At 72.1% G+C, this 22,773-nt stretch carries 26 protein-coding genes; 10 read left to right on the top strand and 16 right to left on the bottom strand.

Features of this window, described 5'->3' with window-relative positions:
* Nucleotides 1-31 precede the first annotated feature (31 nt).
* Entirely contained in the window at nt 32-1,405 is a 1,374-nt protein-coding gene (locus CP973_RS24845) for an SWIM zinc finger family protein (RefSeq protein WP_150245358.1), read from the bottom strand.
* On the bottom strand, nt 1,402-4,494 hold the full coding sequence (locus tag CP973_RS24840) for a DEAD/DEAH box helicase (protein WP_150245355.1): 3,093 nt from the start codon (nt 4,492-4,494) through the stop codon (nt 1,402-1,404). Before CP973_RS24840 ends, CP973_RS24845 begins: the two co-directional genes overlap by 4 nt.
* Nucleotides 4,495-4,652: 158 nt before the next feature.
* Between CP973_RS24840 and CP973_RS41470 the strand changes: the two genes are divergently transcribed.
* Complete coding sequence (locus CP973_RS41470; RefSeq protein WP_280119033.1) at nt 4,653-4,784, top strand: hypothetical protein; 132 nt, start codon at nt 4,653-4,655, stop codon at nt 4,782-4,784.
* A 67-nt stretch (nt 4,785-4,851) separates the two neighbouring features.
* Here CP973_RS41470 and CP973_RS24835 read toward each other — a convergent pair whose 3' ends face one another.
* From CP973_RS24835 to CP973_RS24815, 5 genes are all read right to left on the bottom strand, one after another.
* A complete protein-coding gene (locus tag CP973_RS24835) occupies nt 4,852-5,700 on the bottom strand; it encodes a DUF3592 domain-containing protein (protein ID WP_150245352.1) in 849 nt (282 codons plus the stop codon).
* Between the two features lie 207 nt (nt 5,701-5,907).
* Nucleotides 5,908-6,498: a lytic polysaccharide monooxygenase auxiliary activity family 9 protein gene (locus CP973_RS24830; protein WP_150245349.1), complete on the bottom strand. Its 591-nt coding sequence runs from the start codon at nt 6,496-6,498 to the stop codon at nt 5,908-5,910.
* Between the two features lie 783 nt (nt 6,499-7,281).
* Entirely contained in the window at nt 7,282-7,662 is a 381-nt protein-coding gene (locus tag CP973_RS24825) for a DUF2267 domain-containing protein (RefSeq protein WP_425282071.1), read from the bottom strand.
* Between the two features lie 113 nt (nt 7,663-7,775).
* On the bottom strand, nt 7,776-8,171 hold the full coding sequence (locus CP973_RS24820; protein WP_150245343.1) for a DUF2267 domain-containing protein: 396 nt from the start codon (nt 8,169-8,171) through the stop codon (nt 7,776-7,778).
* Nucleotides 8,172-8,271: 100 nt separating this feature from the next.
* The gene (locus CP973_RS24815) at nt 8,272-8,703 is read right to left on the bottom strand and encodes an Hsp20/alpha crystallin family protein (protein WP_150245340.1); all 432 of its coding nucleotides are present in this window, start codon (nt 8,701-8,703) and stop codon (nt 8,272-8,274) included.
* 128 nt (nt 8,704-8,831) lie between these two features.
* Here CP973_RS24815 and CP973_RS24810 point away from each other — a divergent pair, with 128 nt between their 5' ends.
* Entirely contained in the window at nt 8,832-9,467 is a 636-nt protein-coding gene (locus CP973_RS24810) for a type III effector protein (protein WP_150245336.1), read from the top strand.
* Nucleotides 9,468-10,016: 549 nt separating this feature from the next.
* Here CP973_RS24810 and CP973_RS24805 read toward each other — a convergent pair.
* On the bottom strand, nt 10,017-10,844 hold the full coding sequence (locus CP973_RS24805; RefSeq protein WP_150245333.1) for a hypothetical protein: 828 nt from the start codon (nt 10,842-10,844) through the stop codon (nt 10,017-10,019).
* Between the two features lie 164 nt (nt 10,845-11,008).
* Nucleotides 11,009-11,347: a hypothetical protein gene (locus CP973_RS24800; RefSeq protein ID WP_150245331.1), complete on the bottom strand. Its 339-nt coding sequence runs from the start codon at nt 11,345-11,347 to the stop codon at nt 11,009-11,011.
* Nucleotides 11,348-11,439: 92 nt separating this feature from the next.
* Between CP973_RS24800 and CP973_RS24795 the strand changes: the two genes are divergently transcribed.
* Nucleotides 11,440-12,315: an oxygenase MpaB family protein gene (locus tag CP973_RS24795; RefSeq protein WP_150245328.1), complete on the top strand. Its 876-nt coding sequence runs from the start codon at nt 11,440-11,442 to the stop codon at nt 12,313-12,315.
* A 10-nt stretch (nt 12,316-12,325) separates the two neighbouring features.
* Here the strand turns inward: CP973_RS24795 and CP973_RS24790 are convergent, their stop codons facing one another.
* Nucleotides 12,326-12,958, bottom strand: coding sequence for a class I SAM-dependent methyltransferase (locus CP973_RS24790; protein ID WP_150245325.1), 633 nt, complete (start codon nt 12,956-12,958; stop codon nt 12,326-12,328).
* 127 nt (nt 12,959-13,085) lie between these two features.
* Here CP973_RS24790 and CP973_RS24785 point away from each other — a divergent pair, with 127 nt between their 5' ends.
* The gene (locus tag CP973_RS24785) at nt 13,086-14,285 is read left to right on the top strand and encodes a NosD domain-containing protein (protein ID WP_150245322.1); all 1,200 of its coding nucleotides are present in this window, start codon (nt 13,086-13,088) and stop codon (nt 14,283-14,285) included.
* Nucleotides 14,286-14,292: 7 nt separating this feature from the next.
* Here the strand turns inward: CP973_RS24785 and CP973_RS24780 are convergent, their stop codons facing one another.
* Both CP973_RS24780 and CP973_RS24775 read right to left on the bottom strand, forming a co-directional pair.
* Nucleotides 14,293-14,961, bottom strand: coding sequence for an O-methyltransferase (locus CP973_RS24780; RefSeq protein ID WP_150245318.1), 669 nt, complete (start codon nt 14,959-14,961; stop codon nt 14,293-14,295).
* Between the two features lie 125 nt (nt 14,962-15,086).
* Nucleotides 15,087-15,329 carry a hypothetical protein gene (locus tag CP973_RS24775; RefSeq protein ID WP_150245315.1) on the bottom strand — a complete coding sequence of 81 codons (243 nt, stop codon included), beginning with the start codon at nt 15,327-15,329 and terminating at the stop codon, nt 15,087-15,089.
* Nucleotides 15,330-15,575: 246 nt separating this feature from the next.
* On the opposite strand from CP973_RS24775, the gene CP973_RS24770 reads away from it, so the two are divergent.
* Nucleotides 15,576-16,136, top strand: coding sequence for a GTP-binding protein (locus CP973_RS24770; RefSeq protein WP_150250198.1), 561 nt, complete (start codon nt 15,576-15,578; stop codon nt 16,134-16,136).
* Between the two features lie 45 nt (nt 16,137-16,181).
* On the opposite strand, the gene CP973_RS24765 is transcribed toward CP973_RS24770, so the two are convergent.
* Entirely contained in the window at nt 16,182-16,610 is a 429-nt protein-coding gene (locus CP973_RS24765) for a PPOX class F420-dependent oxidoreductase (protein ID WP_150245312.1), read from the bottom strand.
* A 132-nt stretch (nt 16,611-16,742) separates the two neighbouring features.
* Here CP973_RS24765 and CP973_RS24760 point away from each other — a divergent pair, with 132 nt between their 5' ends.
* Both CP973_RS24760 and CP973_RS24755 read left to right on the top strand, forming a co-directional pair.
* Nucleotides 16,743-17,150: a roadblock/LC7 domain-containing protein gene (locus CP973_RS24760; protein ID WP_150245309.1), complete on the top strand. Its 408-nt coding sequence runs from the start codon at nt 16,743-16,745 to the stop codon at nt 17,148-17,150.
* Between the two features lie 112 nt (nt 17,151-17,262).
* The gene (locus CP973_RS24755) at nt 17,263-18,255 is read left to right on the top strand and encodes a DUF6397 family protein (RefSeq protein ID WP_208853294.1); all 993 of its coding nucleotides are present in this window, start codon (nt 17,263-17,265) and stop codon (nt 18,253-18,255) included.
* Nucleotides 18,256-18,440: 185 nt separating this feature from the next.
* Here the strand turns inward: CP973_RS24755 and CP973_RS24750 are convergent, their stop codons facing one another.
* Nucleotides 18,441-19,298: an alpha/beta fold hydrolase gene (locus tag CP973_RS24750; protein ID WP_150245306.1), complete on the bottom strand. Its 858-nt coding sequence runs from the start codon at nt 19,296-19,298 to the stop codon at nt 18,441-18,443.
* A gap of 99 nt (nt 19,299-19,397) precedes the next feature.
* On the opposite strand from CP973_RS24750, the gene CP973_RS24745 reads away from it, so the two are divergent.
* The gene (locus CP973_RS24745) at nt 19,398-19,826 is read left to right on the top strand and encodes a winged helix-turn-helix transcriptional regulator (RefSeq protein WP_244409988.1); all 429 of its coding nucleotides are present in this window, start codon (nt 19,398-19,400) and stop codon (nt 19,824-19,826) included.
* A 60-nt stretch (nt 19,827-19,886) separates the two neighbouring features.
* On the opposite strand, the gene CP973_RS24740 is transcribed toward CP973_RS24745, so the two are convergent.
* Nucleotides 19,887-20,567 (bottom strand): TetR/AcrR family transcriptional regulator, encoded by a 681-nt coding sequence (locus CP973_RS24740; protein ID WP_150245303.1) that lies wholly within the window; start codon nt 20,565-20,567, stop codon nt 19,887-19,889.
* Nucleotides 20,568-20,667: 100 nt separating this feature from the next.
* Between CP973_RS24740 and CP973_RS24735 the strand changes: the two genes are divergently transcribed.
* Both CP973_RS24735 and CP973_RS24725 read left to right on the top strand, forming a co-directional pair.
* Nucleotides 20,668-21,633, top strand: coding sequence for an NAD(P)-dependent alcohol dehydrogenase (locus tag CP973_RS24735; protein ID WP_150245300.1), 966 nt, complete (start codon nt 20,668-20,670; stop codon nt 21,631-21,633).
* Nucleotides 21,634-22,024: 391 nt separating this feature from the next.
* Nucleotides 22,025-22,468, top strand: coding sequence for a hypothetical protein (locus CP973_RS24725; protein WP_244409987.1), 444 nt, complete (start codon nt 22,025-22,027; stop codon nt 22,466-22,468).
* Here CP973_RS24725 and CP973_RS40510 read toward each other — a convergent pair.
* The gene (locus CP973_RS40510) at nt 22,462-22,728 is read right to left on the bottom strand and encodes a hypothetical protein (RefSeq protein ID WP_208853293.1); all 267 of its coding nucleotides are present in this window, start codon (nt 22,726-22,728) and stop codon (nt 22,462-22,464) included. The genes CP973_RS24725 and CP973_RS40510 overlap by 7 nt on opposite strands.
* Nucleotides 22,729-22,773: the final 45 nt, after the last annotated feature.

Genomic DNA, 22,773 nt, shown 5'->3' with positions numbered 1-22,773 from the left:
CAGCCGTACGGGTGCACGGGCAGCGGCCCTCTCACGGGGAGCCCGCGGAGTCCTCCGTCCCGCCGCGCAGCGCCGCGAGCGCGGCGGCCGGATCCTCGGCCGCCGGGCCCGCCGGTGCCCACTGTCCGCGCTCCTTCCGGTACGGCCACCAGCACCCGTCGCGCCCGTACCTGAGCTGGGCGTCGTCGCCGGTCACGGTCCACCGGTTGCGGTCGCGGCGCAGGCGTGGCGGCGGCTCGTCCTCCCAGGCGGCGGTGAGCTGGGCCGCGGCGCGCGCCAGGACTGCCGGCTCCGGCGTCCACTCCTCCTCCAGGACCGCGAGTGCCTTGACGCCGCCGTACTCCCACGCCCGTACGGCCAGAGCCAGCCCCTTAGCCGTACGTCCGGAACCGGCCGCCAGTCGCGCCGCGATCCGGGGGTCCGGACCGGCCGCAGCCAGGCGTACGGCGTCCTGCGCGCAGGTCAGCGGCGCCTGCGGTGGGCTGTCGGCATGGCCGGGAGACAGCGCGCCGACGAGCATGCGCTGAGCGCGCGCCGCCGTATCGCTGATCAGAAACTCCAGCGCCGCCACCTCCACTCCGGGCGCGGGATCGGTTCCGCCACCGAGGGCGGGCGCGGTGCCCGGCTCGTCCACATAGGGCGGAGGCGCGGGCAGCGGCGGCAGGATGTCCCGGGCCGCGTACGCCTCCGCCGCCGGTATGCCGTCGGCTTCCGCCGGTTCCGCGGCCTCCCCACTGGACGCGTACTCCTCCGCGGCTTCCCGCGCGCGCGAGGCGGTACGGGCCTGAAGCTCGTCCAGCAGCTCCCGTTCACCTCGTCCGCGCATCAGCAGCAGCACGAACGGGTCCTCGTCCAGCAAGCGCGCCACCTGATGGCAGAGCGCGGCGGTGTGAGCACAGTGGTCCCATGCCCCGCAGCCGCACTCCGCCTCCAAGTCGCCGATTCCCGGCAGGAGTTCGATGCCAGCCGCTGTCGCGTCCTCCACCAGGTGCGGAGGCATGTCGTGGTCCAGCAGCGCCGCGATGTGCCCGGCCCGGTCCGCGACCAGGTCCAGGAACCGGTCCCAGTCCGCACCGTCCAGCTCCTGGAGCAGCACGTCACAGCGGTGCCGCGTACCGTCGCGGTCCTGGACGACCGCGGTGATGCGGCCGGGCCGTACGGACACCGCCCCCACCGCGCCCGCCCGCGCGTGCCGGCGGCCCTGCTTGACCTGCTGGCCGTCGAGCGCGCTGTCGGCCAGCGCCTTCAGCCAGGCCAGACCCCACCAGGTCTGCGCGAACGCACGGCCGCGGGCCGGCGGCAGAGCGGCGAAGGTGCGCTCCCGGGCGGGTTCCGGCCGGCGCGCGTCCCGGTGCGCGTCCTCCTGGCGGCCCGGGTTCCCCCGCATGCCGTTCGTCTCGGTCATCGCTCGCTCCCTCGCAGTGCGACCAGGTCCGCCAGCTCGGCGTCGGTGAGTTCGGTCAGGGCGGCCTCGCCGGAGCCGAGCACCGCGTCCGCCAGCCGCTGCTTGCGCGCGAGCATCCCGGCGATCCGGTCCTCGACCGTGCCCTCGGTGACCATCCGGTGGACCTGCACCGGACGGGTCTGGCCGATGCGGTACGCGCGGTCGGTGGCCTGCGCCTCGACCGCCGGGTTCCACCAGCGGTCGAAGTGCACGACATGGGACGCCCTGGTCAGGTTCAGGCCCGTGCCCGCCGCCTTCAGCGACAGCAGGAACACCGGTACGTCACCGCCCTGGAAGCGCCGCACCATCTCCTCGCGCCGCGCGACCGGGGTGCCTCCGTGCAGCAGCTGCGTCGGCACCCCGCGCGCCGCCAGGTGCGTTTCGAGCAGCCGCGCCATCCGTACGTACTGCGTGAACACCAGCACGCCCGCGTCGTCCTCGGCGAGGATCGTCTCCAGCAACTCGTCCAGCAGCTCCACCTTCCCGGACCGGCCCGCGATCCGCGGCCGCTCCTCCTTCAGGAACTGCGCCGGGTGGTTGCAGATCTGCTTGAGGGAGGTCAGCAGCTTGACCACCAGGCCGCGCCGCGCCAGACCGTCCGCCGCCGCGATCTCGCCGAGCCCCTCGCGCACCACCGCCTCGTACAGCCCGGCCTGCTCGCCGGTCAGCGCCACCGCGCGGTCGGTCTCCGTCTTCGGCGGCAGCTCGGGCGCGATGCCCGGGTCCGACTTGCGGCGGCGCAGCAGGAAGGGCCGGACCAGCCGGGCCAGCCGGTCGGCGGCGGCCGGGTCGGCGCCGCCCTCGACGGCCGTGGCGTAGTGCTTGCGGAAGCGGCCCAGCGGGCCGAGCAGGCCCGGCGTGGTCCAGTCGAGGACGGCCCACAGCTCGGACAGGTTGTTCTCGACCGGGGTGCCGGTGAGCGCCACCCGGGCGCCCGCCGGGAGGGTGCGCAGCGCCCTGGCCGTGGCCGAGAAAGGGTTCTTCACATGCTGGGCCTCGTCGGCGACGACCAGTCCCCACCGGGTGCCCGCCAGCTTCGCCGCGTCCAGCCGCATCGTGCCGTACGTGGTCAGCACGAACTCGCCGTCCGCCAGACCGTCGAGGCTGCGCCGGTCCGCGTGGAAGCGCCGGACCGGTGTGCCGGGCGCGAACTTCTCGATCTCCCGCTGCCAGTTGCCCATCAGGGACGCCGGGCAGACGACGAGCGTGGGGCCGGCGGCGGCCGGATCGCCCTGCCGGTGCAGGTGCAGCGCGATGAGGGTGACGGTCTTGCCCAGGCCCATGTCGTCGGCGAGGCAGCCGCCGAGGCCGAGCGAAGTCATCCGGTGCAGCCAGCCGAGGCCGCGCAACTGGTAGTCGCGCAGGGTGGCGGCCAGGGCGGGGGGCTGGGCGACGGGGGGTTCCGGATGCGTACGGCCGGCCGCGTCCCCGTCCGCCACCGCCGGACCGGCCGTGTCCGCCGCGGTGAGCCGGTAGTGGAGGCGGGCCAGCCAGCCGGACGCCTGTACCTCCACCCGGGCGCCGTCGTCGGTCTCGGCGGTCCCGGTCAGGGCCGCGCCGAGCGCGTCGATGGGCGTCACCTTGCGGTCCTGACGGTCCCGGGCCGTGCGCAGCGCCTCCGGATCGACCAGCACCCACCGGTCGCGGAGCCGTACGAGCGGCCGCCCCGCCTCCGCCAGCCGGTCCAGTTCCGCTTTGCTGACCTCCTGGTCGCCGACGGCGAAGCGCCAGCTGAAGGAGAGCAGCGCGTCGGCGGAGAGGAAGGACGGAGTGTCGGACGCCGTACGGTCGGAGCCGGGTTCCGGATCGGTGCGATTCCCGCTTCCTCCTGTGCCGTACGGCGCGCCATCCTCATCGGGCGGCCCCACCACGGCCCGGGTGCTGAGCCCGCGTACCAGATCCGTGGGCCAGTGCACCTCCACACCGGCCGCGGCCAGCGCGCGGGACGCCGGTCCGAGCAGTTCGGCGATCTCCTCGTCCGCGAGGCCGACGGAGTCCGGTACGGCGGCGGACAGCAGGGGCGTGAGCGGCGCCCAGGCCGCGGCGGCGCGGCGCAGCGTGAGCAGGGTGTCCATCCGGGCCCGCGGGCCGAACGCCTGCCCCGCGGGCGTGGTGCCCGCCCACGCCTCGGACGCGTCGGCGACCCGGGCGGGGTCGGCGAGGTCGTGCAGTTGGAGGACGGCGGTGAAGCCGACGTTCTCCGGGACGGTGGGCCGGTCACCGTCCGGCCCGGACAGGCCCGTGACTTCGATGCGCAGGGAGATCCGTACGCCCGCGTCGTGCCCGGCCGCCACGTCCGCCGCCCACGGGCGCTGTTCGGGGATGTGCTGCGGCTCCGGCGCGGCGAAGGCCGGCCCGCCGGTGACGAAGGGGGCGGCGGGGGAGCGGGGCAGCCCGTCCGCCACCGCGTCCAGGAACTCCCGTACCAGGCGCTCCGGTTCCGGCAGCAGTACGGGACCGGTGGTGCCCGGGAGCGGTACGGCGTGCGCCTGGGGCGGCAGCGACGCGGCCAGCTCGCGCAGCCGCTCGGTGTCGGCCGGGTCGAGCGGGCCCACACGCCAGGCGTCGTGACCGGAACGGCTCACTCCGGGCAGCAGCCGCCCACGGGCGGCCAGTTGCAGCGCCAGCACGGCGGCCGAGCCCCAGAAGGCCGCGGCCGGGTCGGCGGCGGCGGCCGTACGGGCGCGGGTGAGGACGGGCAGGGCGGCGGCGACGGGCAGGACGACGGCGGGTACGTCACGGAGTTCGATGCCGTGGTCCGTGCGGTGGTCGGTGCTGTGGCCCGTGCGGTGGTCCGTGCTTCCGGTGGTGGTTCCCGCGCCGGGAACGGGCACGGCGACGGTCAGCGACTGCACCGGCGGCCCGGCGGTCCCGGTGCTTTCGGTGGTCCGGGGGCTTCCGGTGGCATGGGTGCTGACGTCGACGGGTCCGCCGTCCGGCCGCCAGAACGCGATCCGTCCCGTACGGGGCGGATCGGCCGGGAGGAAGACCGCGGCCCGGCGCGCGAGCGCGGGCGGCGGAGCGGATGGTGCAGCGGGAAGGGTGACCACGTGCAGCTAGCTCCTCAAGTTTGACTACTGCGACCGGGCCGCCCGAGGGTACAGCATGACCGGGCGTAACGGCGAACGCCCCCCCGCAGCCCACCGCTCCGCTCGCCGACGCCGATGGAAGCGCCCACACGCCGAGGGAGGACGGCGGCAAGAAGACCATGGCGAAGAAGACGGTAGTGAAGAAGAAGGCGGCCGGGGGCCGCCGCGCGGACTCACTGCCGCCGCAGACCTCGATCCGCCGGTCCGAACTGCTGTCACAGCGGCAGCGTCTCGTGCGCCGGTCACGGTGATCCTGATCGGCTGCGCGGTGGCTCAGGAGAGGACCAACGGTTGTCGAGGCAGCGGGCCGGGCCCGTGTCAGGCCGTCAGAAGCGCGGAGATGAACAGCCACAGCGGGATGAGCATCAAGAGGACCGAGAGAACACCGAAGAACGTCAGCACGATGCCGCGCACGGTGAGCCACTTGTCGCGCAGTCCCCTGACGCGGGTCGGGGACAGCGGGTCGTAGGTCACGTCCACCGGCCCTCTTTCGCCCTTGCGCCCGTGGCCGGCCGTCTGGGTGACGACCATGCGCTGGCCCTCCAGGGTCCGGAACTCGTACACGGGGTGCCACTCTCCCGAGTCCTCCCCGGCGCTGCGCCACGTGTAGTCGCGGATGCGGCCGGGGACGGTGATGCCGCGTCGTCGCAGGATCAGGGCGTCGCGCACCACCTCGGTCCAGCCGAAGTACAGCATCAGCCAGCCCGCAGGGCCGTAGAGCATGATGAAGCCCACCAGGTCGCCGATCCCGGCTTCGGCGCCCTTGTCCCCGGCCACGGAGAAGAACGCGAGATAGGGGACGACACCCAGGGCGATCTTCGCGCCCGTCGGCAGGTTCGACAGCCGCGGAATGCGACGGCCGACGGTCTCTCTCACCACGTGGGTGGGGCCCTGCCCCGGAGCCGGCAGGCGCGTCAGGGCTGTACGCAGCCGCCGGACGAAGGCATCGGCGGCGGTGGCGTTGCGCGTGATGAGCGTGAAAGCGCCGTCCTGGGTGGCATCGCCGGACAGTTCCAGAAGGACGCGCCGACCCGTGTACTCGACGCGGTCGATCGCCGCCAGCGGCACCGTCCAAGTGGTGCGACCGCGCACCACCCGCACCACATACGCCTCCAGTCGGAAGTCGATGCCTCGCCCCCGCAACACCACTTCCGGTATCCGTCCCATGCCCAAGATCATAAATGCTGGTAAACAGCACGTTTGACTCCCTGGGCAGGGCAAAGGCACCCAACACCTGGTGCAGTCGGCACCGTGCTCGTACCGCGCCGGTCCCGGGCCGGCAGCCGGCCCGGGACCAGGTCCTGGCGTTCGCCTTCCGGGCCGGGAAGGGCGGGAAGGTGGCTGGTGCCGTGTGCACCCCGGCCCGGGGGCGGGTCAGAAGCGCACGTCGGAGCAGGCGTAGAAGGCGTTGCCGGTGTCGGCGATGGTCCAGACGCCGAGGATGAGGTGCCGGCCGGTCTTGTGGGGCAGGACGCCGGCGTGGGTGACCGTGGAGCCGGGCAGACGGCCGCCGAAGGGCACCGTGAGGAAGGGCTGCGGGTCCAGGTCGGCCCTGGTCAGCGGCTTGGTGGGGTCCCAGCCGTCCTTGGTGATGTAGTAGCGGAAGTCGGTGGTGGCGTGGCGGGCGGTGATCCGCCAGGTGAAGTTGTGGCTCTGGCCCGCGGTCAGCTTGGTGGCCGGCCAGTTGCCGCCCCGCGGGTCGTCCAGTTCGGAGAAGCGCCCGATGCCACCCGCGCAGATGCGCCCGTCGGCGGGCCCGCGCGCGGGGAACCCCTTGGGCCCCTCCACGCTCGGCGGCTCCCACTGGATCTGTCCGCAGTTTCGGACGGTGCCGTTGCCGCACAACTGCTGGCGGCTGACGGGCGAGTCGGTGTAGCCGTGGCCCTGAGCACTGCCGCTGGTGGCGAGCAGGGCCGTTCCGGCGAGGCCGAGCCCGAGGAGTAACGAGGTGAGCTTCCTGCGCATGATGGGCTCCCAAGTTCCGGGGGTACGGATGGGACGGACGTGCACCTCGATGCACTGCCGGGGCGGACGGTGACGAGGTCGCGCCACGGAGACAACGGAGGCAACGGGGGACAACCGGAAGGCACACGTCCGACGCGGTCTAGACCAAGTTCGAGGCTAGCCCGACGATTTGAGCATGTCCATATCAAAGACAGGGTCGTCGGGTCACGCGGAGCGCCCTGGCCACCGCGGTCCCAAACAACACCTCACCACCACCCGGAACCGGCTTCCCTCCCGCTCCCCACCACCACCCGACCATCGGCGCCCGCGCCCCGGCTCCGCGCCCTTCGGGCTATACCGGCGCCAACGGCGCCCCTGCTCGGTCTGGTTCGCCCGCCGCGCCTCGGTTCCGGCCTCCTCGGTCTGGCTCGGCCCGGCCCGGTCGGCGTGCTGCTGCTGTTTTCCGGCAGGGCCTGCTCCACGGCCGGAGCGCGGCGAGGGCGAGCGCGGACGCCGTCGCGGCCGGGTCCGCCTCCGGCTCGTCCGGCTCCACCAACTGCCGGAGCCGCTGGCGTGCAGCCTCAATGCCGGTGTTCAGCGTCGCGAACCGGGTCGGCGAAGTCCCTGGCGCGGCTACGGACGGCACGTGCGCCGAGTGCTCGTCCTGGAAGCAGCAGCGGAGGAAGTGGGTTCAGCCTGCCTTCGATGTGGCGCGCCCTTCGTGTGGCCGCATTTCGCCGGAAGCATCCAGGGCGGGCCGCGACGCGGCGGCGTCGCGGCCCCCCCGGGCACGCACGCCGCCGTCTACGCGGCCGGAGTGAGTTCGGCGCGGCCGAAGAGCAGGGCGTAACCGGTGGGTAGCTGCTGGATGACGCGGGTGATCAGGTCGGGTCCGGCGTAGGCGGCGACGGCGGAGAAGACGGAGCCGGTGTCCCAGCGGGTGGTGGCCAGGGAGGCGCCGGTGCGGGCGGCGAGGTCTTTGACGAAGGCCCAGCCGGTCAGCGGTTGGGGGTCGGGGATCTGTTCGGTCAGCACGCGTGCGGCTTCCCAGGGCAGGCAGGCGGCCAGATCGACGCGTTCGTCGCCGGTGAGCTGGCGCCCCAGTCCGGCGAGAACCAGGCGGACGGCTTGGTCGGCTCGCTCGCGGGTGGGGTAGGCGCCCTCGTAACGGACCTTCTCCAGCATCTGCACGTATGCCGTCCCGTACAGCTGCTGGGGCGGTGCGCACTGGTCGGAGAGCACTGAAGTGGTTGCCTTTCTTGTTGTGGCCGGTGTCCGGGCACCGGCGTGCGGGATGGTCAGATGGGCTGGGGGCGGCCGAAGAGCAGGTCGTAGCCGTCCGGGAGCTGGAGCAGGATCTGGCGCAGCAGGTCCTCGCCGGCGGCGTCGGCGACGGTGGACAGCACGGCGCTGACGTCCCAGGCCGCGGTCTGCTCGGTGGCGCCTTCGATCCACGCGGCGGTCGCCCGGACGAACCGCTCCGGGGACAGCGGCTCGGCGCTCTGCAGCGGGTTGAGCAGGATCAGGGCGAACGCCTCGGGCAGGCGCGTCGCCAGCTGGGCGCGGACGTCGCCGATCAGATGTGCGCCGAGGAGGGCGAGCACCACACGGGCCGCGCGCTCGGCTTCCTTCAAGGTGTCGTATTCGCCGCGTTCCTTGACGTGGCCGAGGAACGCTTCGCATCGCAGAGTCATCTCGGCCGCCACCCCTTTTCCTTCGGACTGCTCACGGAGGTGCGGAGAGCGGAGTGAGGGGGAGATCAGGTGCCCGCCCTCCGCACCCGTCCGGCTGATGTCAGCCGGAGACCTCCTTGCGGCCGGATCCGGCACCGATGGAGATCTTGCGGGGCTTGGCGCGCTCGGTGATCGGGATGCGCAGGGTGAGCACGCCCGCGTCGTAGTCGGCCTGGATGCGCTCGGTGTCGAGGGTGTCGGCGAGCGCGATCTGGCGGGAGAAGACGCCCAGCGGCCGTTCGGACACCTCCGTCCGCACGTCGCCGGCCTCCGCCACCGGCCGCCGCTCGGCCTTGATGGACAGCCTGTTCCGCTCGACGTCGATGTCGATCGCGTCCGCGGTGACGCCCGGAAGGTCGAAGGCCATCACGAACTCGTCGCCTTCTCGGTAGGCGTCCATCGGCGGCGCCCACGGCCGGGACCAGGTGCCCGGGCCCATCAGCTGCTGCTCCAGCCGGTCCAGCTCACGAAAGGGGTCAGTGCGCATCAACATCGTGAAAACACCTCCAGCGAGTCCAGGCCGTTGCTGCCAATGCGCCTCACGGACACCGTTGTAACATGTCATCCAATGGATGACAAACATGATGTCGTCATCACGATGACAACCCGAGGGAGGTGCCCGTGACCGCAGCCGACCAGCCGTCCGCCACCAGCACGAACGCCCACAGCCCGGCGTCATTTCTCGCCGCCGCGGCGGCTCTCAGCGCCATAGACGACGCCCTGCGCGACGCCCAGCGAGAGTCCCCGGACGCGCCCGAGGACCCCGGACCGGGACCGGAGCAGGCGCTGGCCTCCCTGATGTTGCTGCGGCAGGTGCGCGAGCAACTCGCCGGGTGGGAGACCGGTCTGATCGAAACGGCCCGGAACGCGGGCGCCAGTTGGGCGGACCTCGCCCGTCCCCTCGGCGTCGCCAGCCGCCAGGCCGCCGAGCGCCGCTATCTGCGCGGCCGTCCCGGCCCGGCCGGAACCACCGGCGAGCAGCGCGTGACGGCCACCCGCCAGGCCCGGGCCGCCGCGCGCACGACCGCCGCCCGGGCCCGCGCCAACGCCGCCGACCTGCGCCGCCTCGCCGGCCAGATCACCGCCCTCACCGACCTTCCCCCGGCCGCCCGCCATCCCCTGGGCGAACTCCACGCGGCCCTCGCCCACGACGACCCCTTCTGCCTCATCGCCCCCCTGACCGCTGCCCGCCCCCACCTGGCCGCCGCCCACCCCGATCTCGCCGCCCGCATCGACAGGCTGGTGACTCGATCGTGATCGGCTCGGAAGTCCTCGCTGGTTCGGCTGGAGGCCGCCCCGCCCCGCAGCCTGGCGGAAAATCGTGCCGCAGCGGACTGAGAGCTTCCGCGCGAAGGCACGGGAGTTCACGTCCGGATCACCACACCGGGATGAGGCGCAGAAAGCGGGCCGCCGGTTGACGATCCGACAACCAGCAATAGGCCGCACACTGGTGGCGCGGGACACCAGCGCGCCATGAAGCGCTGGCGGCCCGCTGGGCGAGGCGTTGGCCAACGGTCGGCCTCGGTCTCGGCAGCCACCCGTCGACGGCGGCCGAGCAGGTCGGGCACCACGCTCTCGCAGAGCGCGTAGGCAGCACCGGAGTGCGTCACATCGCCTTCCCTTACCTCCTTACGGGCCAAGCGTCGCAGCCTGCTCCGCTGCGAGGGGTCCAGCGTCAGATACGCAGCCGGTCGGTGACCGTGCGCCCGCGGCGTGAGCCGCCCGGCCGGCAGGCCGCGACGACGTCCCCGTCAGCGCACCCGTGGAGACGGCGACGACCCACGCGGGTGGCGGTGCCGTGCCGTCTCAGGCCGGCCGTACCGCCAGCGCCTCCAGCGACCGGAGCAGTCCGGGCAGTTCGGGCCCGCGCCCGACGGGCAGGACCTCGCCCGGCCGGTCGTCCAGCAGGACGAACGCGATGTCGTCGGTACGGGCCACCATGCTCCAGCCGGGCCCGTCCACCCGCAGCGTACGGGCCTCACCCGCCGCGAAGGCCGAGCGGATTCGTCCCGGCGGCGGAGGAGCCGCCACGTACGCACGGGCCTCGGCCAGCGCCCGCTGCACCCCGGCGTGCGGCCGGGTCCCCGCCTCGACGAACGTGACCCCGTCCGCGACCTGTTCGCGCCAGGCCGCCCACTGGAGCGCGATCTCGTCCGCGCCGAGCCGCCGCTGCGCGGGACCCCACCGCCCGGCGTCCGGCGGCCTGAGCACGGCCGGACCGCCTTCCTCCGGTTCGGGATCGTGCGGCGCCGGCACGCCCGGCGCGGCGACGGCGAGCGCGAGCGGCCAGCCGGGGAGCGCCTCCACCACACTGTCCTCGTGCGGCGACAGGTCGTACTCCATCCCGCAGTCCCAGGCCGCGATCGCGCACGCGACCAGCGAGACGTCGTCCGTCACCACCGTCCAGCGCGCGCCCCGCCCGTCCTGGCCGAGCACGAGCCCGTAGCCCTGCTCGTACGGTTCCAGGCCGAGACCGGCGCACACCTCGGGGTAGTCGTCGCCCAGCACGCCCGGGAACCGCGCGGGCGTGAGCAGCACCGCCGTCAGCACCAGCAACTGGTCGTCGTCGGCGCTGTGGGGCGCGGCCCCGCCCGGGTACCCTGCCGCGGACGTACCGGCGCTCTCGGTCGACACTCGGGGCCTCCCCATGCGATGCGCTCCGCCCGGCCGGGCACGTCGCCGTCGGCCCTCTTCCGGGCCGGGGCGCCGGGTCCGTGGCCGGCCCGATCGATGCGATCAGTCGTCGGCGCACCCTAGTTGGCCCGGAGCCGGTTGTCACCAGCCGTACCGTGCGGCCCTCAGGCCACCGGCAGGTTGAGCAGGTCCCGGGCCACCGTCTGCGGTGACTCGCTGCGCTCCCGGGCCAGCGCGATGACCGCCCGGCAGGCCAGCTCGTTGATGCCGAAGGCGAGCGCCTCGGGGGAGACCCACTCGGCCGTCTCGGCGGTGCGTTCGTCGTCGTCCTCCGCGCACGCCGCCACATGGGCCGCCGCGGCCTCGAAGATGTTGTACCGCCGCATCGTGCCGGGTGCCCTGGGCGGGTCCGTGCCCGGCAGGTGTACGGCGACGCGGACGCGGGTGAAGAAGTTCCGAAAACCACGGAACAAATCGGAGATTCCGCGCAAGAAGTCGGTCATCGTGTCCCCCATTCCCGGTGCCCGTTCCGGTCGTTCCAGTGTGCACCGGACGCTTACGATGGGAACTTCGACGACGAAAGGGCGGGTGCTCGGTGCGGCGATATGACTGGCTGAGGGAAATCCAGCGGCTGGACCCGGAGCGGGACTTCCTGCGCATCCACCGCATCACCACGACGTACGAATTCCCGTGGGACGTCGCCCGCGCCCTGGAACTGGCGCTCTACCGCACCTACGCCGTTCCCGCCATCGGCCGCCTGCTCGCCGAAACCGCGGAGCTGACCGACCGTACGCAAAAACGCTACGACGACACCGCGCTCCTCCTGGACACGGTGATCGAGCACGGCTTCGACTCCGAGGACGGCCGTACGGCGATCCGCCGCATCAACCAGATGCACCGCAGTTACGACATCACCAACGACGACATGCGGTATGTCCTCTGCACCTTCGTGGTGACCCCGAAGCGCTGGCTGGACCTGTACGGATGGCGGCGGCTGAGCGAGCACGAGAAGCACGCCACGGCCGTCTACTACCGCACGCTCGGGCGCCACATGGGCATCACCGGCATTCCGCAGAACTTCCAGGAGTTCGAGCGCTGCCTGGACGACTACGAGCACGCGCACTTCGGCTGGGACGAGGGCGGGCGGCGCGTCTCCGACGCCACGCTCGGCATGATGGCGGGCTGGTACGGCCCGCTGGCCCCGGTGGTGCGCGGCGCGAGCATGGCCCTGCTCGACGACACCTTGCTGGACGCCTTCCGGTACGAGCGTCCCAGGCCCGCCGTCCGCGCCGCGGTGCGCGGCGCGCTGCGGCTGCGCGCCAAGTCCGTCCGCCTGCTCCCGCCGCGCCGCCGCCCGCACTACGCCCGCCAGAACCCTGAGATCAAGGGTTACCCGAACGGCTACGTCATCGCCGACCTCGGCACTTTCCCCCAGGGACGCCCTACGGGAGGCTGCCCCGTGCCGCACTGAGCCGGCCCGCTCAGGTGTCCCGGCGCACGGCCAGGGCCAGGTAGCACGCGTCCTCGTCCACGTACCGCACCAGGTCCCACCCGGTACGCGCCAGCAGGGGCCGCAGACGGGGCTCGGCCCGTATGTCGTCGGGGGTGAGCGGGCGCCCCTTCCGCGCCGCCAGCGCGGCGCGGCCGACCGGGTGGAACAGCGCCAGCCGCCCTCCGGGCCGTACGACCCTGGCCAGCTCGGCGAGGCCCGTGCCGGCGTCGCCCAGGTGGGACAGCAGCCCGGCGGCGAAGACCGCGTCGAGCGCGGCGTCCGGCAGCGGCAGCCGGTGCGCGTCCGCGAGCAGGAGGGGCGCCAGCCGTCCCCGTCCGGCCCGCACGGCGGCCTCCAGCATCTCGGGCGTCAGGTCGGCGCCCAGCACCGTACCGCCCGCACCCACGGCGGCCCGCAGGGCGGGCAGCGCCCGTCCCGTCCCGCAGCCCGCGTCCAGCACCCGGTCACCCGCGCGCAGTCCCAGCGCGGCGACGCCGGCCTGATAGGCGGGCCCGTCGTCGGGAAACCGCGCGTCCCAGTCGTGCGCGCGGGGGCCGAAGAACTCCCGCACGTCATGGACCTGATCAGCGTGCCCGGGCGGGCCGGCGGTGTCGTCACTCATACCGGAACTGTAGGGGCCGCGGGTGACACGGGCCGCCGGTGGTGCCGGGAACGGCTGGGGAGCAGCGCGGCAACCGTTGCCTTTCGGTGTCTTACGCTCCCGGCCGCCCGGCGTAATCATGCTTGGCATGACGGACACGGGGAAGTGGAATTTCGTCGACCATTTCGGTGCCGATCCCCAGGGCCTGGCCGACGCGGCGCCTCTGTTGCAGCACGCGGTGACCACCATCTGCGACGCCGGCGGCGGAACGCTGGTGATTCCTCCGGGGCGCTATCGGATGCACAGTCCGGGAACGGCGGTACGGGGGACGGGAGTGCTGGTACCGGATTCCGGAAACCTGACCGTGGTCGCCCATGGCGCCCATGTCTTCCGCAGCGACACGTCCACCATCGACACGCTCTGGGGCGGCGGTTTCTCGCACGACGGATACAACGGCGCGTCCGACATCAGCATCCGCGGCGGCCTGTGGGACGGCGGCGCCAACAATGCGCGGCACCTCGACATGTTCGCCTTCTGCTCCGCCGAGAACATCCTCTACGAGGACCTGGTGGTGGAGAACATCCCCGACTGGCACGCGATCGAGTTCCACGGGATCCGCAACGGCACGGCACGCAACTGCGTCTTCCGCCGCTTCAAGGCCACCACACCGACACGGTTCTTCTCCGAGGCGATAGAGGTGCAGGAGGCGCCCGACGGGACGCACAGCACCAACATCGTCGTGGACGGCTGCTCGGCGGACGGCTTCGGAGCCCTGGTGGGCACGCACACGGCCACGTTCCCCGGCCGGTTCCACGACGGCATCCGCGTGGTGAACAACCGCATCACCAACGCCAAGAACTATGCGGTACGCGCCCAGAACTGGCGCCACGCGGTCATCGCGAACAACATCATGGCGGACTGCAACAGCGGAATACAGGTACAGGTGGACCCGTCCGCGCAGTACCAGTCATGGTTCTGGTCGCAGACCGAGGACATCATCGTCGCGCACAACGTCCTGACCCACATGGGCCTGACGAACCAGCCGGGACAAGGGCCGCGGTACGCCACCATAGGCGTCTACGGAATGTCGGACACCCCCATGGAAAACGTCGTCGTGACCGGGAACATCATCCGCGACTGGGCCAGCTCGAACGGCATCGCGCTGCAATACGTCCACGAGGGTGTGGTCACCGGAAACGTCGTGAAATACAGCCAGGGGGGCGACGGCGCCGCCATACGGTTCACCTCCTGCTCCGGCGGAACGGCCACGGGCAACAACATCCGCTACGCCGGTTCGGGCATCGTCGGCGCCGAGGTGTCCGCCGGAAACAGGATCAGCTTGCGGTGAAGGCCGGCTAGCCGGTCACCCGGGCCAGGGAAAAGCCGTCGTAACCCTTGGCGCCCACGGTCTGCACGGCGGTCGCGGTCAGTTTCGGGTGTTCGGCGATGAGTTCCAGGAAGCGGCGGATTCCGCGGATCGAGGGGTCGGTGCTGCCGGCGTCGGCGACGTCCCCGTGGCGTACGACGTTGTCGCCGACGATCAGGCTGCCGGAGCGAGTCAGTCCGAGGACCCGCTCCAGGTAGTGCGGGTTGTTGGCCTTGTCCGCGTCGATGAAGACCAGGTCGAACGGTTCGGTGTCCTCGGCGGCCAGCTGGGCGAGGCTGTCCAGTGCCGGGCCGACGCGGATCTCGGTACGCTCCGCGAGCCCGGCGCGGGCCAGATTGACGCGGGCGATGTCGGCGTAGGAGGCGTTGGCCTCCAGGGAGATCAGAAGGCCGTCGGCGGGCAGGGCGCGGCCCAGCCATATGGTGCTGTAGCCGCCGAGCGTACCGATCTCCAGGATGCGCCGGGCGCCCTGTATCTGGGCGAGCAACTGGAGCAGCTTGCCCTGGGTGGGCGTCACGTTGATCCGGGGCAGACCGGCCGCCTCGCTGTCGCGCAGCGCGGCCTCCAGTGCGTCGTCGGACGGGACGAGCAGGGAGTTGAAGTAGTCGTCGACGGTGTTCCACTGCTGCTGAGACATACGGCCCCTTCGCCTGTCTAGTTAGACTCGCTAATCAAACTAGCAGGGTGGGTGCGGCTGTCGGGGTGAAATCGGATCACACCCGATGCCGAGCGGACCTGCTGCCGCCCCGCCCCGGCGCGGCGTCACGTCCGGTGTCCCTGTACGTGCAGCGGTGTGAGGTGGTCGCACAGCTCGCACCGCGGTGCGTCACGGGCGGCCCTGATGCCGAGCAGCGGCTCGCCGCAGATGGCGACGAGCGGCCGTACGGGCGACTCCCGCGGGTGGCAGATCCGGCAGACGTTGTGCCAGGGACCGGCCTCGTTGTCGCCCGCGGCGGGGACGGCCGCGATGTCCTCGCCGGTACCGGTGGCCTCATGGGTGGACATCATCAGCCTTCTTTCTCGCGTCCCGCCGGTGCGGCGACCGGCGGGCGGCGCGGGTTTCCCGCTGGAGGCGCCCGGCCGGACGTGGCCGGGGCTCGCCCCCGAAGCGTACGAAGTTGTCAACTCCACGCCACGCTGTGTAGCGAACGGAGTACGGTCCTCGCCATGGTTTTCGAGTCGCGCGACGAAGCCCACGACGTATCCCTACCGCCTGCCGACGAGTCCGCGAACACCCCGGACGACACCTTCATGGCCCTGAAGATCCTGGTGGCGGGCGGCTTCGGGGTCGGCAAGACGACCCTCGTGGGAGCCGTGAGCGAGATTCGGCCGCTGCGTACGGAGGAACTGCTCAGCGAGGCGGGCGCCGCGCTGGACGACGCCGGGGACGTGGTGCGCAAGACCACCACCACGGTGGCGATGGACTTCGGCCGCATCACCATCAGGTCCGGGCTGTCCCTGTACCTCTTCGGGACGCCCGGACAGGACCGCTTCTGGTTCCTGTGGGACGACCTGGCGCGCGGCGCCCTGGGTGCCGTCGTGCTCGCGGACACGCGCCGGCTGGAGGACTGCTTCCCTGCCGTGGACTACTTCGAGAACCGCTCCATCCCCTTCCTGGTGGCCGTCAACTGTTTCGCCGGGACCCGCGCGTACGGGGCCGGCGAGGTGGCGCGGGCGCTCGACCTGGACCGCGGCACCCCCGTGGTGCTGTGCGACGCGCGCGACCGCGACTCGGGCAAGGAAGTGCTCATACGGCTGGTCGAACACGCCGGGCGGGTGTACACCGCCCGGCTGCTGGACTCGGTCGGGTGAGGAGGTGCCGCGTCCCGGCGCCGCGGCCGCAGCGCGACCGGAACGTCAGTCGGCCAGCTCGGCGACCGCCACGACCTTGCCGATCCGGACCCGCACCAGGAGTTCCCCCGGGACGCCGTTGCGCGCCCCGTACTCCTCGGCGCGCTCCTGGCCCATGTAACGGGCCGCGATACGGGTCGCCCAGGCGCGCACCTCGGGGAGGTCGTCGCTCGTCTCGGCCCGGCCCTCCACGATCACGAAGCCGAACGGCGGCCGGTCGTCGTCCACACAGAGCGCGACCCGGCCGTCCCGGGCGAGATTGCGGCCCTTGACCGTGTCGGCGCCGGTGTTGAACACGAGGTCGTCGCCGTCCAGGAGGAACCACACCGGTGCGATGTGCGGGCTGCCGTCGGCCCGTACGGTCGAGAGCTTGCCGGTGCGGGTGCCCTCGGACAGGAAGCCCTGCCACTCGTCCTTGCTCATTTTGCGTGCCATGCCGCCATCCTGCGCCATCCGGCGCGAACAGGCCCCGCGAACCGCGCTGCAGGGCCGGGATGCTTGCCGGGACGGCACCGGTGGGCCAGGCTGGCACGGCAGTTGCCCACGGGGACACGGGGAGGAAACGGGATGGCGGCGAGCAGCGGGCTCGACTGGTTGCTGGACGATCTGACCGAGCGGGTGGACCAGGTGCGGCACGCCCTGGTGCTGTCCAACGACGGGCTCGTGACGAGCGCGAGCGAGCGGCTGGCGCGGGCGGACGCCGAGCACCTGGCGGCGGTCGCCTCGGGCCTGCACAGCCTCGCCAAGGGTTCGGGACGGCACTTCGGGGCCGGGCGGGTGCGGCAGACGATGGTCGAGTTCGAGGACGGTGTGCTGTTCGTGACGGCGGCGGGGGCCGGCAGCTGCCTGTGTGTGCTGGCGGGTCCCGAGGCCGATATGGGACAGATCGCTTACGAAATGGCGCTGTTGGTCAACCGTGTGGGGGAACACCTGGGGGTCGCGTCCCGCCGGCCGGAGGGTTGTCCACAGCCCTGAAGCCGGGGCTTGACGGACTGTCGTACCCCACGGCTATCGTCGTCACTGTCGGTAATGAACCGGCGGGAATCCGCACCGGATTCCGTGACGGACGATGACGGGGGAGTGTGCCATGACGGTGATGTGTGACGGGCGGCGGTTGGCCGCGGCGGACGAACTCCCGGGCGCGGGGGAGACGCTCTCGCCGGGGCAGGCTGCTCGCGAACTGGAGCTTCGCGGCGGCGAGTTCGAGCTGGCGGTGCAGCTGGGGGAGATCGCCACGGTCGCGCCCGATCCCGAGGCGCGGCCCGGCCCGACCGGACCGTGGGGGCGGCGCCGGGTGCCGGTGGAGGAGGTCCGACGGCTGCGGTCGGAGGAGGGCTTTCCCGACACGCTGCGTGAGCGCCTGCGAACGGTCGGCGCGACCGAAGCCGCCGGACTGCTCGACATCGGCCCGGGCCGATTCCTGCGACTGGCCCGCGCGGGCTGCTTCGCCCCGGCCCGCTTCTACGTGAACCGCTACGGCGTCGTGGTCTGGCTCTATCTGGCGTCGGAGCTGACGGAATTCGCCGACCGCGAGCCGGAGCTGCTGCGGGGCCGCATCCCCGCGGTGATGCGGGTCATGCTCGACGGCGGCCAGGACTGGCGCGGCCGCAAGTGGCGCAGCCGCCGGGTCGCCCAGCTGATGGGCCGGGCGGCGGACGGCTGGCAGTCGGCCGCCGTGATCGCCGCCGTCCTGCCGCCGGAGGAGTTGGCCTCGATCGCCGAAGACCCCATGGAACGCTCCGTGCTCCGCCGCCTCCGCCCGTCCCTGGCCCCGCCCGCGATCAGCCCGACGGCGCAGCAGGCGGTGGAGTGGGCGACCGTGGCGGCGGAGTTCGACGAGGTCCTCTGGTATCGCGTGAACCTCACGCGTGCCCTGGACCAGGCTCGCCGCCACCAACCAGCCGCGAACCGCCTGCGTCACCCGACGAGGCCCGCCACCCTTCCGGGCCCGCGCCTCACCCCCACCCACATCCGAACCTCCGCGACCCCGCCCGCACCCCTCCGCCCGACCGCCCCGGCGTCGGCTCCGATCCAGACATCCCGCACAGCGTCACCCTTCCGGATCGAGCCCGACGGGTAGCGGAGATGTCGAACGCGACAAGATTCATGGACGTCATGAGCAGGCGATAGGCCGCGGGCCTGACGTGCGAGGCTGCCTGGCGAGCCGCCGAACACCCGAAGGCCGGGCGGCGGGGGTCGGCCCGGCCGGGTGCCATCCGAGGCCCGCACGGCCGTTGGTGCTACGAGCGTCGCGTCTCGTCACTGTCATCGATGCAGATCGGCGGAGAGGAAGGGGGCGAGGAGCGCGAACAATGCGTCGGGGCGGTCGAGAGGGATGATGTGGCCGCAGTCCTGGAGGTGGTGTCCGACCAGGTCGTCCGCGAGGGGACGGAGCTGGCGTTCGAGCCCGGTGCCGATCGGGTGCGAGCCGATGGCCATGGTGGGCATGGTCAGCCGAGCCGTCGCGACGGCGTCCTGGATCTGCTGCGCGCTGATGGGCAGGGCCCGGTAGTAGGAGAACGCGCAGCGCAGGGCCTCGCTCCCGGTATACGCGCGAACGAAGGCCGCACGGATGTCGTCGGGTACTCCTCGCCCCAGCGTCCCCGCGTCGAGGAACCAGTCGATGTACGGGGCCTCGTTGCCGGCCAGGACGGTCTCGGCGAGGCCGGGGACGGCATGGAAGCCGAACCACCACGGGGCGCCGCCCGCGAAGACCTGCTCGGCCCCGGGCAGGCGGCCGAGCAGTCCCTCCATCACGACCAGGCGCCGGACGAGGCCGGGCCGGCGCAGCGCGAGCAGGACGGCGGGGGCGGTGCCCGCGTCGATGCCGACCACCGCCGCCGAAGGCTCGCCGAGTGCGCCGAGCAGTCCTTCGGCGTCGGCGGCGAGGGTGCCCGCGTCGTAACCCTCGGCGGCACGCGTGCTGGCGCCGAAGCCCCGCAGGTCCGGGGCGATGACCCGGTACTGCCCGGCCAGCCGGTCCATGATGCCGCTCCAGAGTTGCCAGGTGTGCGGGAAGCCGTGCAGCAGGAGCACCGCGGGCCCGTCCCCGGCGATGGCGACGTTGAGTTGGACGCCGTTCGTGGTGACGCGGCGCAGTTGATGTGCGGTGGTGACGGGCATGACAGCTCCTCGGATGGTTACCATTGGTGACCACGACACGATAAGTAACCGCCCGCCCGCTTTCCAGGCGGCACTTTCGAGAAAGGTGGTGAGCCACAGGTGACCACCCGAGGGAATCGGGGCGCCCGGGAGGCCCCGGCCACCGGCCGTGAGGTGCGCGGCGACCTGTTCGACCCTCAGTGCCCGACGCGGCAGTTGCTGGACCGTATCGGCACGAAGTGGACGTCCATGGCCGTCAAGGCGCTCGCCGATGCCGCACCGGACGAGGTGCGTTTCGCGGCGCTGAGACGCCGGATGCCCGGCGTCTCGCAGAAGATGCTGTCCGTGACGCTGCGCAGCCTCACCCGCGACGGGCTGGTGTCGCGCCGGGTCGAACCGACCGTGCCGCCGCGGGTCTTCTACCGGCTCACCGGACTCGGGCTGTCGCTGGAGGCCGCGCTCGCGGTACTGCGGAACTGGGCGGAGGAGCACATGGCCGAGATCGACCGGGCCAATGACGCCGCCGCTGAGGAGGTCGATGAGGGGTAGGACCCGTCGCGAAAGCGGAGTTGTCGGACTGGGCATGCCCTGCGGCAGGTACCGCTCATGTCAGGCTCTGCGGGGCCGCCGCCCCTGGGGGCTGTCGGTTGCCATCGGGAGGCTGCGCAGTGACAGCGCGGTCGCCGGGGGCAGCGGTTCGTTGGCCGGGTCGGTGCGGAACGACTGGAGCAGGTAGGCCACCAGGCGCCGGGACGCTGCACCGTCATCCGGTAGGGCGGTCACCAGACCACAGTGCGCCAGCAGGACCACGGCGAGGTCGGAAGGGCGGAAGTCCGCCCGCAGCGCGCCCGACGCCTGGGCCCTGCGTACCAGGGTCGTGAAGTCCCGCTCGGCTCGCCGCCGGGACTGCGCGTGTTCGGACGTGCTTTCCGGGAAGGCCGCGGCGAACGCGGCCGGGAACCCGCGTTCCTCCCGTTGCAGAGCGCAGACCGTCTCGACCAGCCGCTGGAAGCCCTGCCACGGGTCAGGGTCGGCCAGGGCCTCGGTGAGCGCCCGCTCACAGGCCTCCATCTGCTGCGCGAACGCGCCCCGCACCAGAGCGTCCCGGGTCGGGAAATGCCGGTACAGCGTCGCCACGCCGACCCCGGCCCGACGGGCCACGGTCGCCATCGGGGCGTCGATCCCGTGCTCCGCGAAGACCGCACGGGCGGCGACGAGGACGCGCTCCCGGTTGCGCCGGGCGTCCGCCCGCACCCGGTCCCGGGTTGTGATCCGAGACGATTCCGCCATCACTGTCTCTCGCTTCCGGTCCAATCGGACGATCGCGTCCGTTCAAGAGCTTACGGTCGGTGCCAGATCCCTGTACGGCCCCGGCGGCAAAGGCGGAACGGTGAACGACCGCATGATGAAGGCAGTGCTCTACGACCGCTACGGCGGCCCCGATGTGCTCTACGTGGGCCGCCTGCCACGCCCCGAGCCGGCCCCCGGCGAGATCCTTGTGAAAGTGCGGGCGTTCAGCGTCAACGGCGGTGAACTGACAGTCCGCGCCGGCCGGTTCCGCCTCCTGAGCGGCCGGAGATTCCCCAAGCGCGTCGGCTTGGACTTCACCGGCGAGGTCGCCGCACTGGGTGCCGGAGTCACACGGCTCGCGGCCGGCGACCCCGTATGGGGCATCTTGGGCCGCACCTCCGGCTTCGGCAGCGCCGCCGAGTACGTGGCGGTGCCCGCCGAGCGGGTCGGCCGGCTCCCCGACGGGCTCGACCCGGTGGACGCCGCCGCGCTACCGGTGGCCACCACGGCCATCACCGCGCTGCGGGACAAAGCCGGGCTGCGTCCCGGGGAACGACTCCTCGTCCGGGGCGCGGCGGGCGGTGTCGGCAACGCCGCCGTCCAGCTCGGACGGGCGTACGGCGCCGAGGTCACGGCCCTCGCCCGCGCAGCCAACCTCGACTTCGTCCGCGGGCTCGGCGCGCACGAAGCCGTCGACCACCGGTCCGTGCCGCCGGCTCGACTGGGCCGCTTCGACGTGGTCCTGGACACCGCGGGGACCGACCTGCGGGCCTTCCGGCGCCTCCTGAATCCCGGCGGGCGCATGGTCACCATCGCCTTCGACCCGAAACGGCCCGTAGCGTCGCTCGGCTACCTCGCGGCCGGCACGGTCCACGGACACGGCCGGGTGCGCTTCTTCAGCGGCAACCCCACGCGGGCGGACTTCGACGACCTCGCCCGCCATGTGGTCGAGGGCAAGCTGAGCCCCGCGGTGGACACCGTCTTCCCTCTGGAGGAGACAGCAGCGGCACACCGGGCGCTGGAGGCGGGCGGCGTCCAGGGCAAGTACGTGGTCAGGGTCGCGTAGGACGGCGTCAGGGGAAGCGCTGATCAGCCACTCGTTGATGGCGGCGATGAGGACGGCCGCTTCCTAGCGGAACGCCGGCTTGTCGTATCGCGTGGCGACGTCGCGGTATGTCTTGAGGCGGTTGATCCCGCACTCGACCACGTGCCGCTGTTTACAGTCGTCCTTTCGGTGAAGAGGCCGCCTGGTGGTCCCTTCTGTGAGTCACCCTGCCTGCGGGCACCGGCTGCGTGCGCCTGAACCCGCGGCACGGATAACCACCCCCACAGTGACGCTCAACACAATGCCCTGCGAAATGCCGCACGACATGCCCACGAAATGCCCCATGAAGCCTTGTTATTTGCTGACAGGGAGAGCGTGGCATTCCGCGGGTGTGGCATGCCACAGTCAGGTCATGAAGAAGATCACGGCGCTTCTGTCGCCCGTCGCGGCAGCAACGGTCCTCGTCGCCGGAGCCGCTGCGCCCGCGAACGCGGCACCATGGTGGAACAAGAAGGAAAGGTGCAGCGCGGTCGACCCCGACGGCCGGGAGATACCGACGCGCATCGGCAACGCGGAGCTGGGCTGGAACCACTTCACCGGTCGGCACAACATCCGCAAGTGCGACCTGCTGAACATTCCGATCGGCGGCAAGGTCGACAAGAAGAACGGGGCCAACCTGCAATACGAGGGCATCGCCTCGAACCGCCAGTACGGACGGGTGACCATCATCGTCAAGGCCCGCTACGCGCGGAAGACGGATGACAAGCGTTACGACGCCGGGAAGGGGAATACGATCGGTGTGATCACCGCATACTGCAAGGGCATGCAGAAGTGCCCGAACTGGGTCAATCAGTGACGTACGACCATGAAGAGATGGTGGAGCAGCAGGCCGACGTCACGGACCTGCTGCTCCACCACGTTTACGCGCCTCTCGTCGAGGACCAGCATGTACGGGGCGTCCTCCCGGCACCCCCCGCCACGGATGCCGTGCGCGTCGTCCTCGGCGACAAAGGCGAGTTCGCGCCCGACCGGCTCACCGCCTATGAAATCCCCCTGCGCGCGGGCGATGAACCGCGCACCCCGCACGATGTCGCTGCCCTCTTGCGCGCTGTTCATACGGGAACCCACATCTATCCCCGCGACAAGGTCGGCACCGTCATG

This window comes from Streptomyces albofaciens JCM 4342 (genome assembly GCF_008634025.1).
GTDB lineage: Bacteria > Actinomycetota > Actinomycetes > Streptomycetales > Streptomycetaceae > Streptomyces > Streptomyces albofaciens.
This window is presented reverse-complemented; position numbering and strand designations above follow the sequence as displayed.

Bases quoted from the DNA above. Each gene is read 5' to 3' on its own strand.
- CP973_RS24815 (WP_150245340.1), bottom strand. From the start codon at position 8,703: ATGTTGATGCGCACTGACCCCTTTCGTGAGCTGGACCGGCTGGAGCAG.
- CP973_RS24790 (WP_150245325.1), bottom strand. From the start codon at position 12,958: ATGAGTGACGACACCGCCGGCCCGCCCGGGCACGCTGATCAGGTCCAT.
- CP973_RS24835 (WP_150245352.1), bottom strand. From the start codon at position 5,700: ATGGGACGGATACCGGAAGTGGTGTTGCGGGGGCGAGGCATCGACTTC.
- CP973_RS24800 (WP_150245331.1), bottom strand. From the start codon at position 11,347: ATGACCGACTTCTTGCGCGGAATCTCCGATTTGTTCCGTGGTTTTCGG.
- CP973_RS41470 (WP_280119033.1), top strand. From the start codon at position 4,653: ATGGCGAAGAAGACGGTAGTGAAGAAGAAGGCGGCCGGGGGCCGCCGC.
- CP973_RS24780 (WP_150245318.1), bottom strand. From the start codon at position 14,961: ATGTCTCAGCAGCAGTGGAACACCGTCGACGACTACTTCAACTCCCTG.
- CP973_RS24830 (WP_150245349.1), bottom strand. From the start codon at position 6,498: ATGCGCAGGAAGCTCACCTCGTTACTCCTCGGGCTCGGCCTCGCCGGA.
- CP973_RS24770 (WP_150250198.1), top strand. From the start codon at position 15,576: ATGGCCCTGAAGATCCTGGTGGCGGGCGGCTTCGGGGTCGGCAAGACG.
- CP973_RS24740 (WP_150245303.1), bottom strand. From the start codon at position 20,567: ATGGCGGAATCGTCTCGGATCACAACCCGGGACCGGGTGCGGGCGGAC.
- CP973_RS24820 (WP_150245343.1), bottom strand. From the start codon at position 8,171: ATGACTCTGCGATGCGAAGCGTTCCTCGGCCACGTCAAGGAACGCGGC.
- CP973_RS40510 (WP_208853293.1), bottom strand. From the start codon at position 22,728: ATGAACAGCGCGCAAGAGGGCAGCGACATCGTGCGGGGTGCGCGGTTC.
- CP973_RS24825 (WP_425282071.1), bottom strand. From the start codon at position 7,662: ATGCTGGAGAAGGTCCGTTACGAGGGCGCCTACCCCACCCGCGAGCGA.
- CP973_RS24725 (WP_244409987.1), top strand. From the start codon at position 22,025: ATGAAGAAGATCACGGCGCTTCTGTCGCCCGTCGCGGCAGCAACGGTC.
- CP973_RS24845 (WP_150245358.1), bottom strand. From the start codon at position 1,405: ATGACCGAGACGAACGGCATGCGGGGGAACCCGGGCCGCCAGGAGGAC.
- CP973_RS24755 (WP_208853294.1), top strand. From the start codon at position 17,263: ATGACGGTGATGTGTGACGGGCGGCGGTTGGCCGCGGCGGACGAACTC.
- CP973_RS24775 (WP_150245315.1), bottom strand. From the start codon at position 15,329: ATGTCCACCCATGAGGCCACCGGTACCGGCGAGGACATCGCGGCCGTC.
- CP973_RS24760 (WP_150245309.1), top strand. From the start codon at position 16,743: ATGGCGGCGAGCAGCGGGCTCGACTGGTTGCTGGACGATCTGACCGAG.
- CP973_RS24765 (WP_150245312.1), bottom strand. From the start codon at position 16,610: ATGGCACGCAAAATGAGCAAGGACGAGTGGCAGGGCTTCCTGTCCGAG.
- CP973_RS24785 (WP_150245322.1), top strand. From the start codon at position 13,086: ATGACGGACACGGGGAAGTGGAATTTCGTCGACCATTTCGGTGCCGAT.
- CP973_RS24750 (WP_150245306.1), bottom strand. From the start codon at position 19,298: ATGCCCGTCACCACCGCACATCAACTGCGCCGCGTCACCACGAACGGC.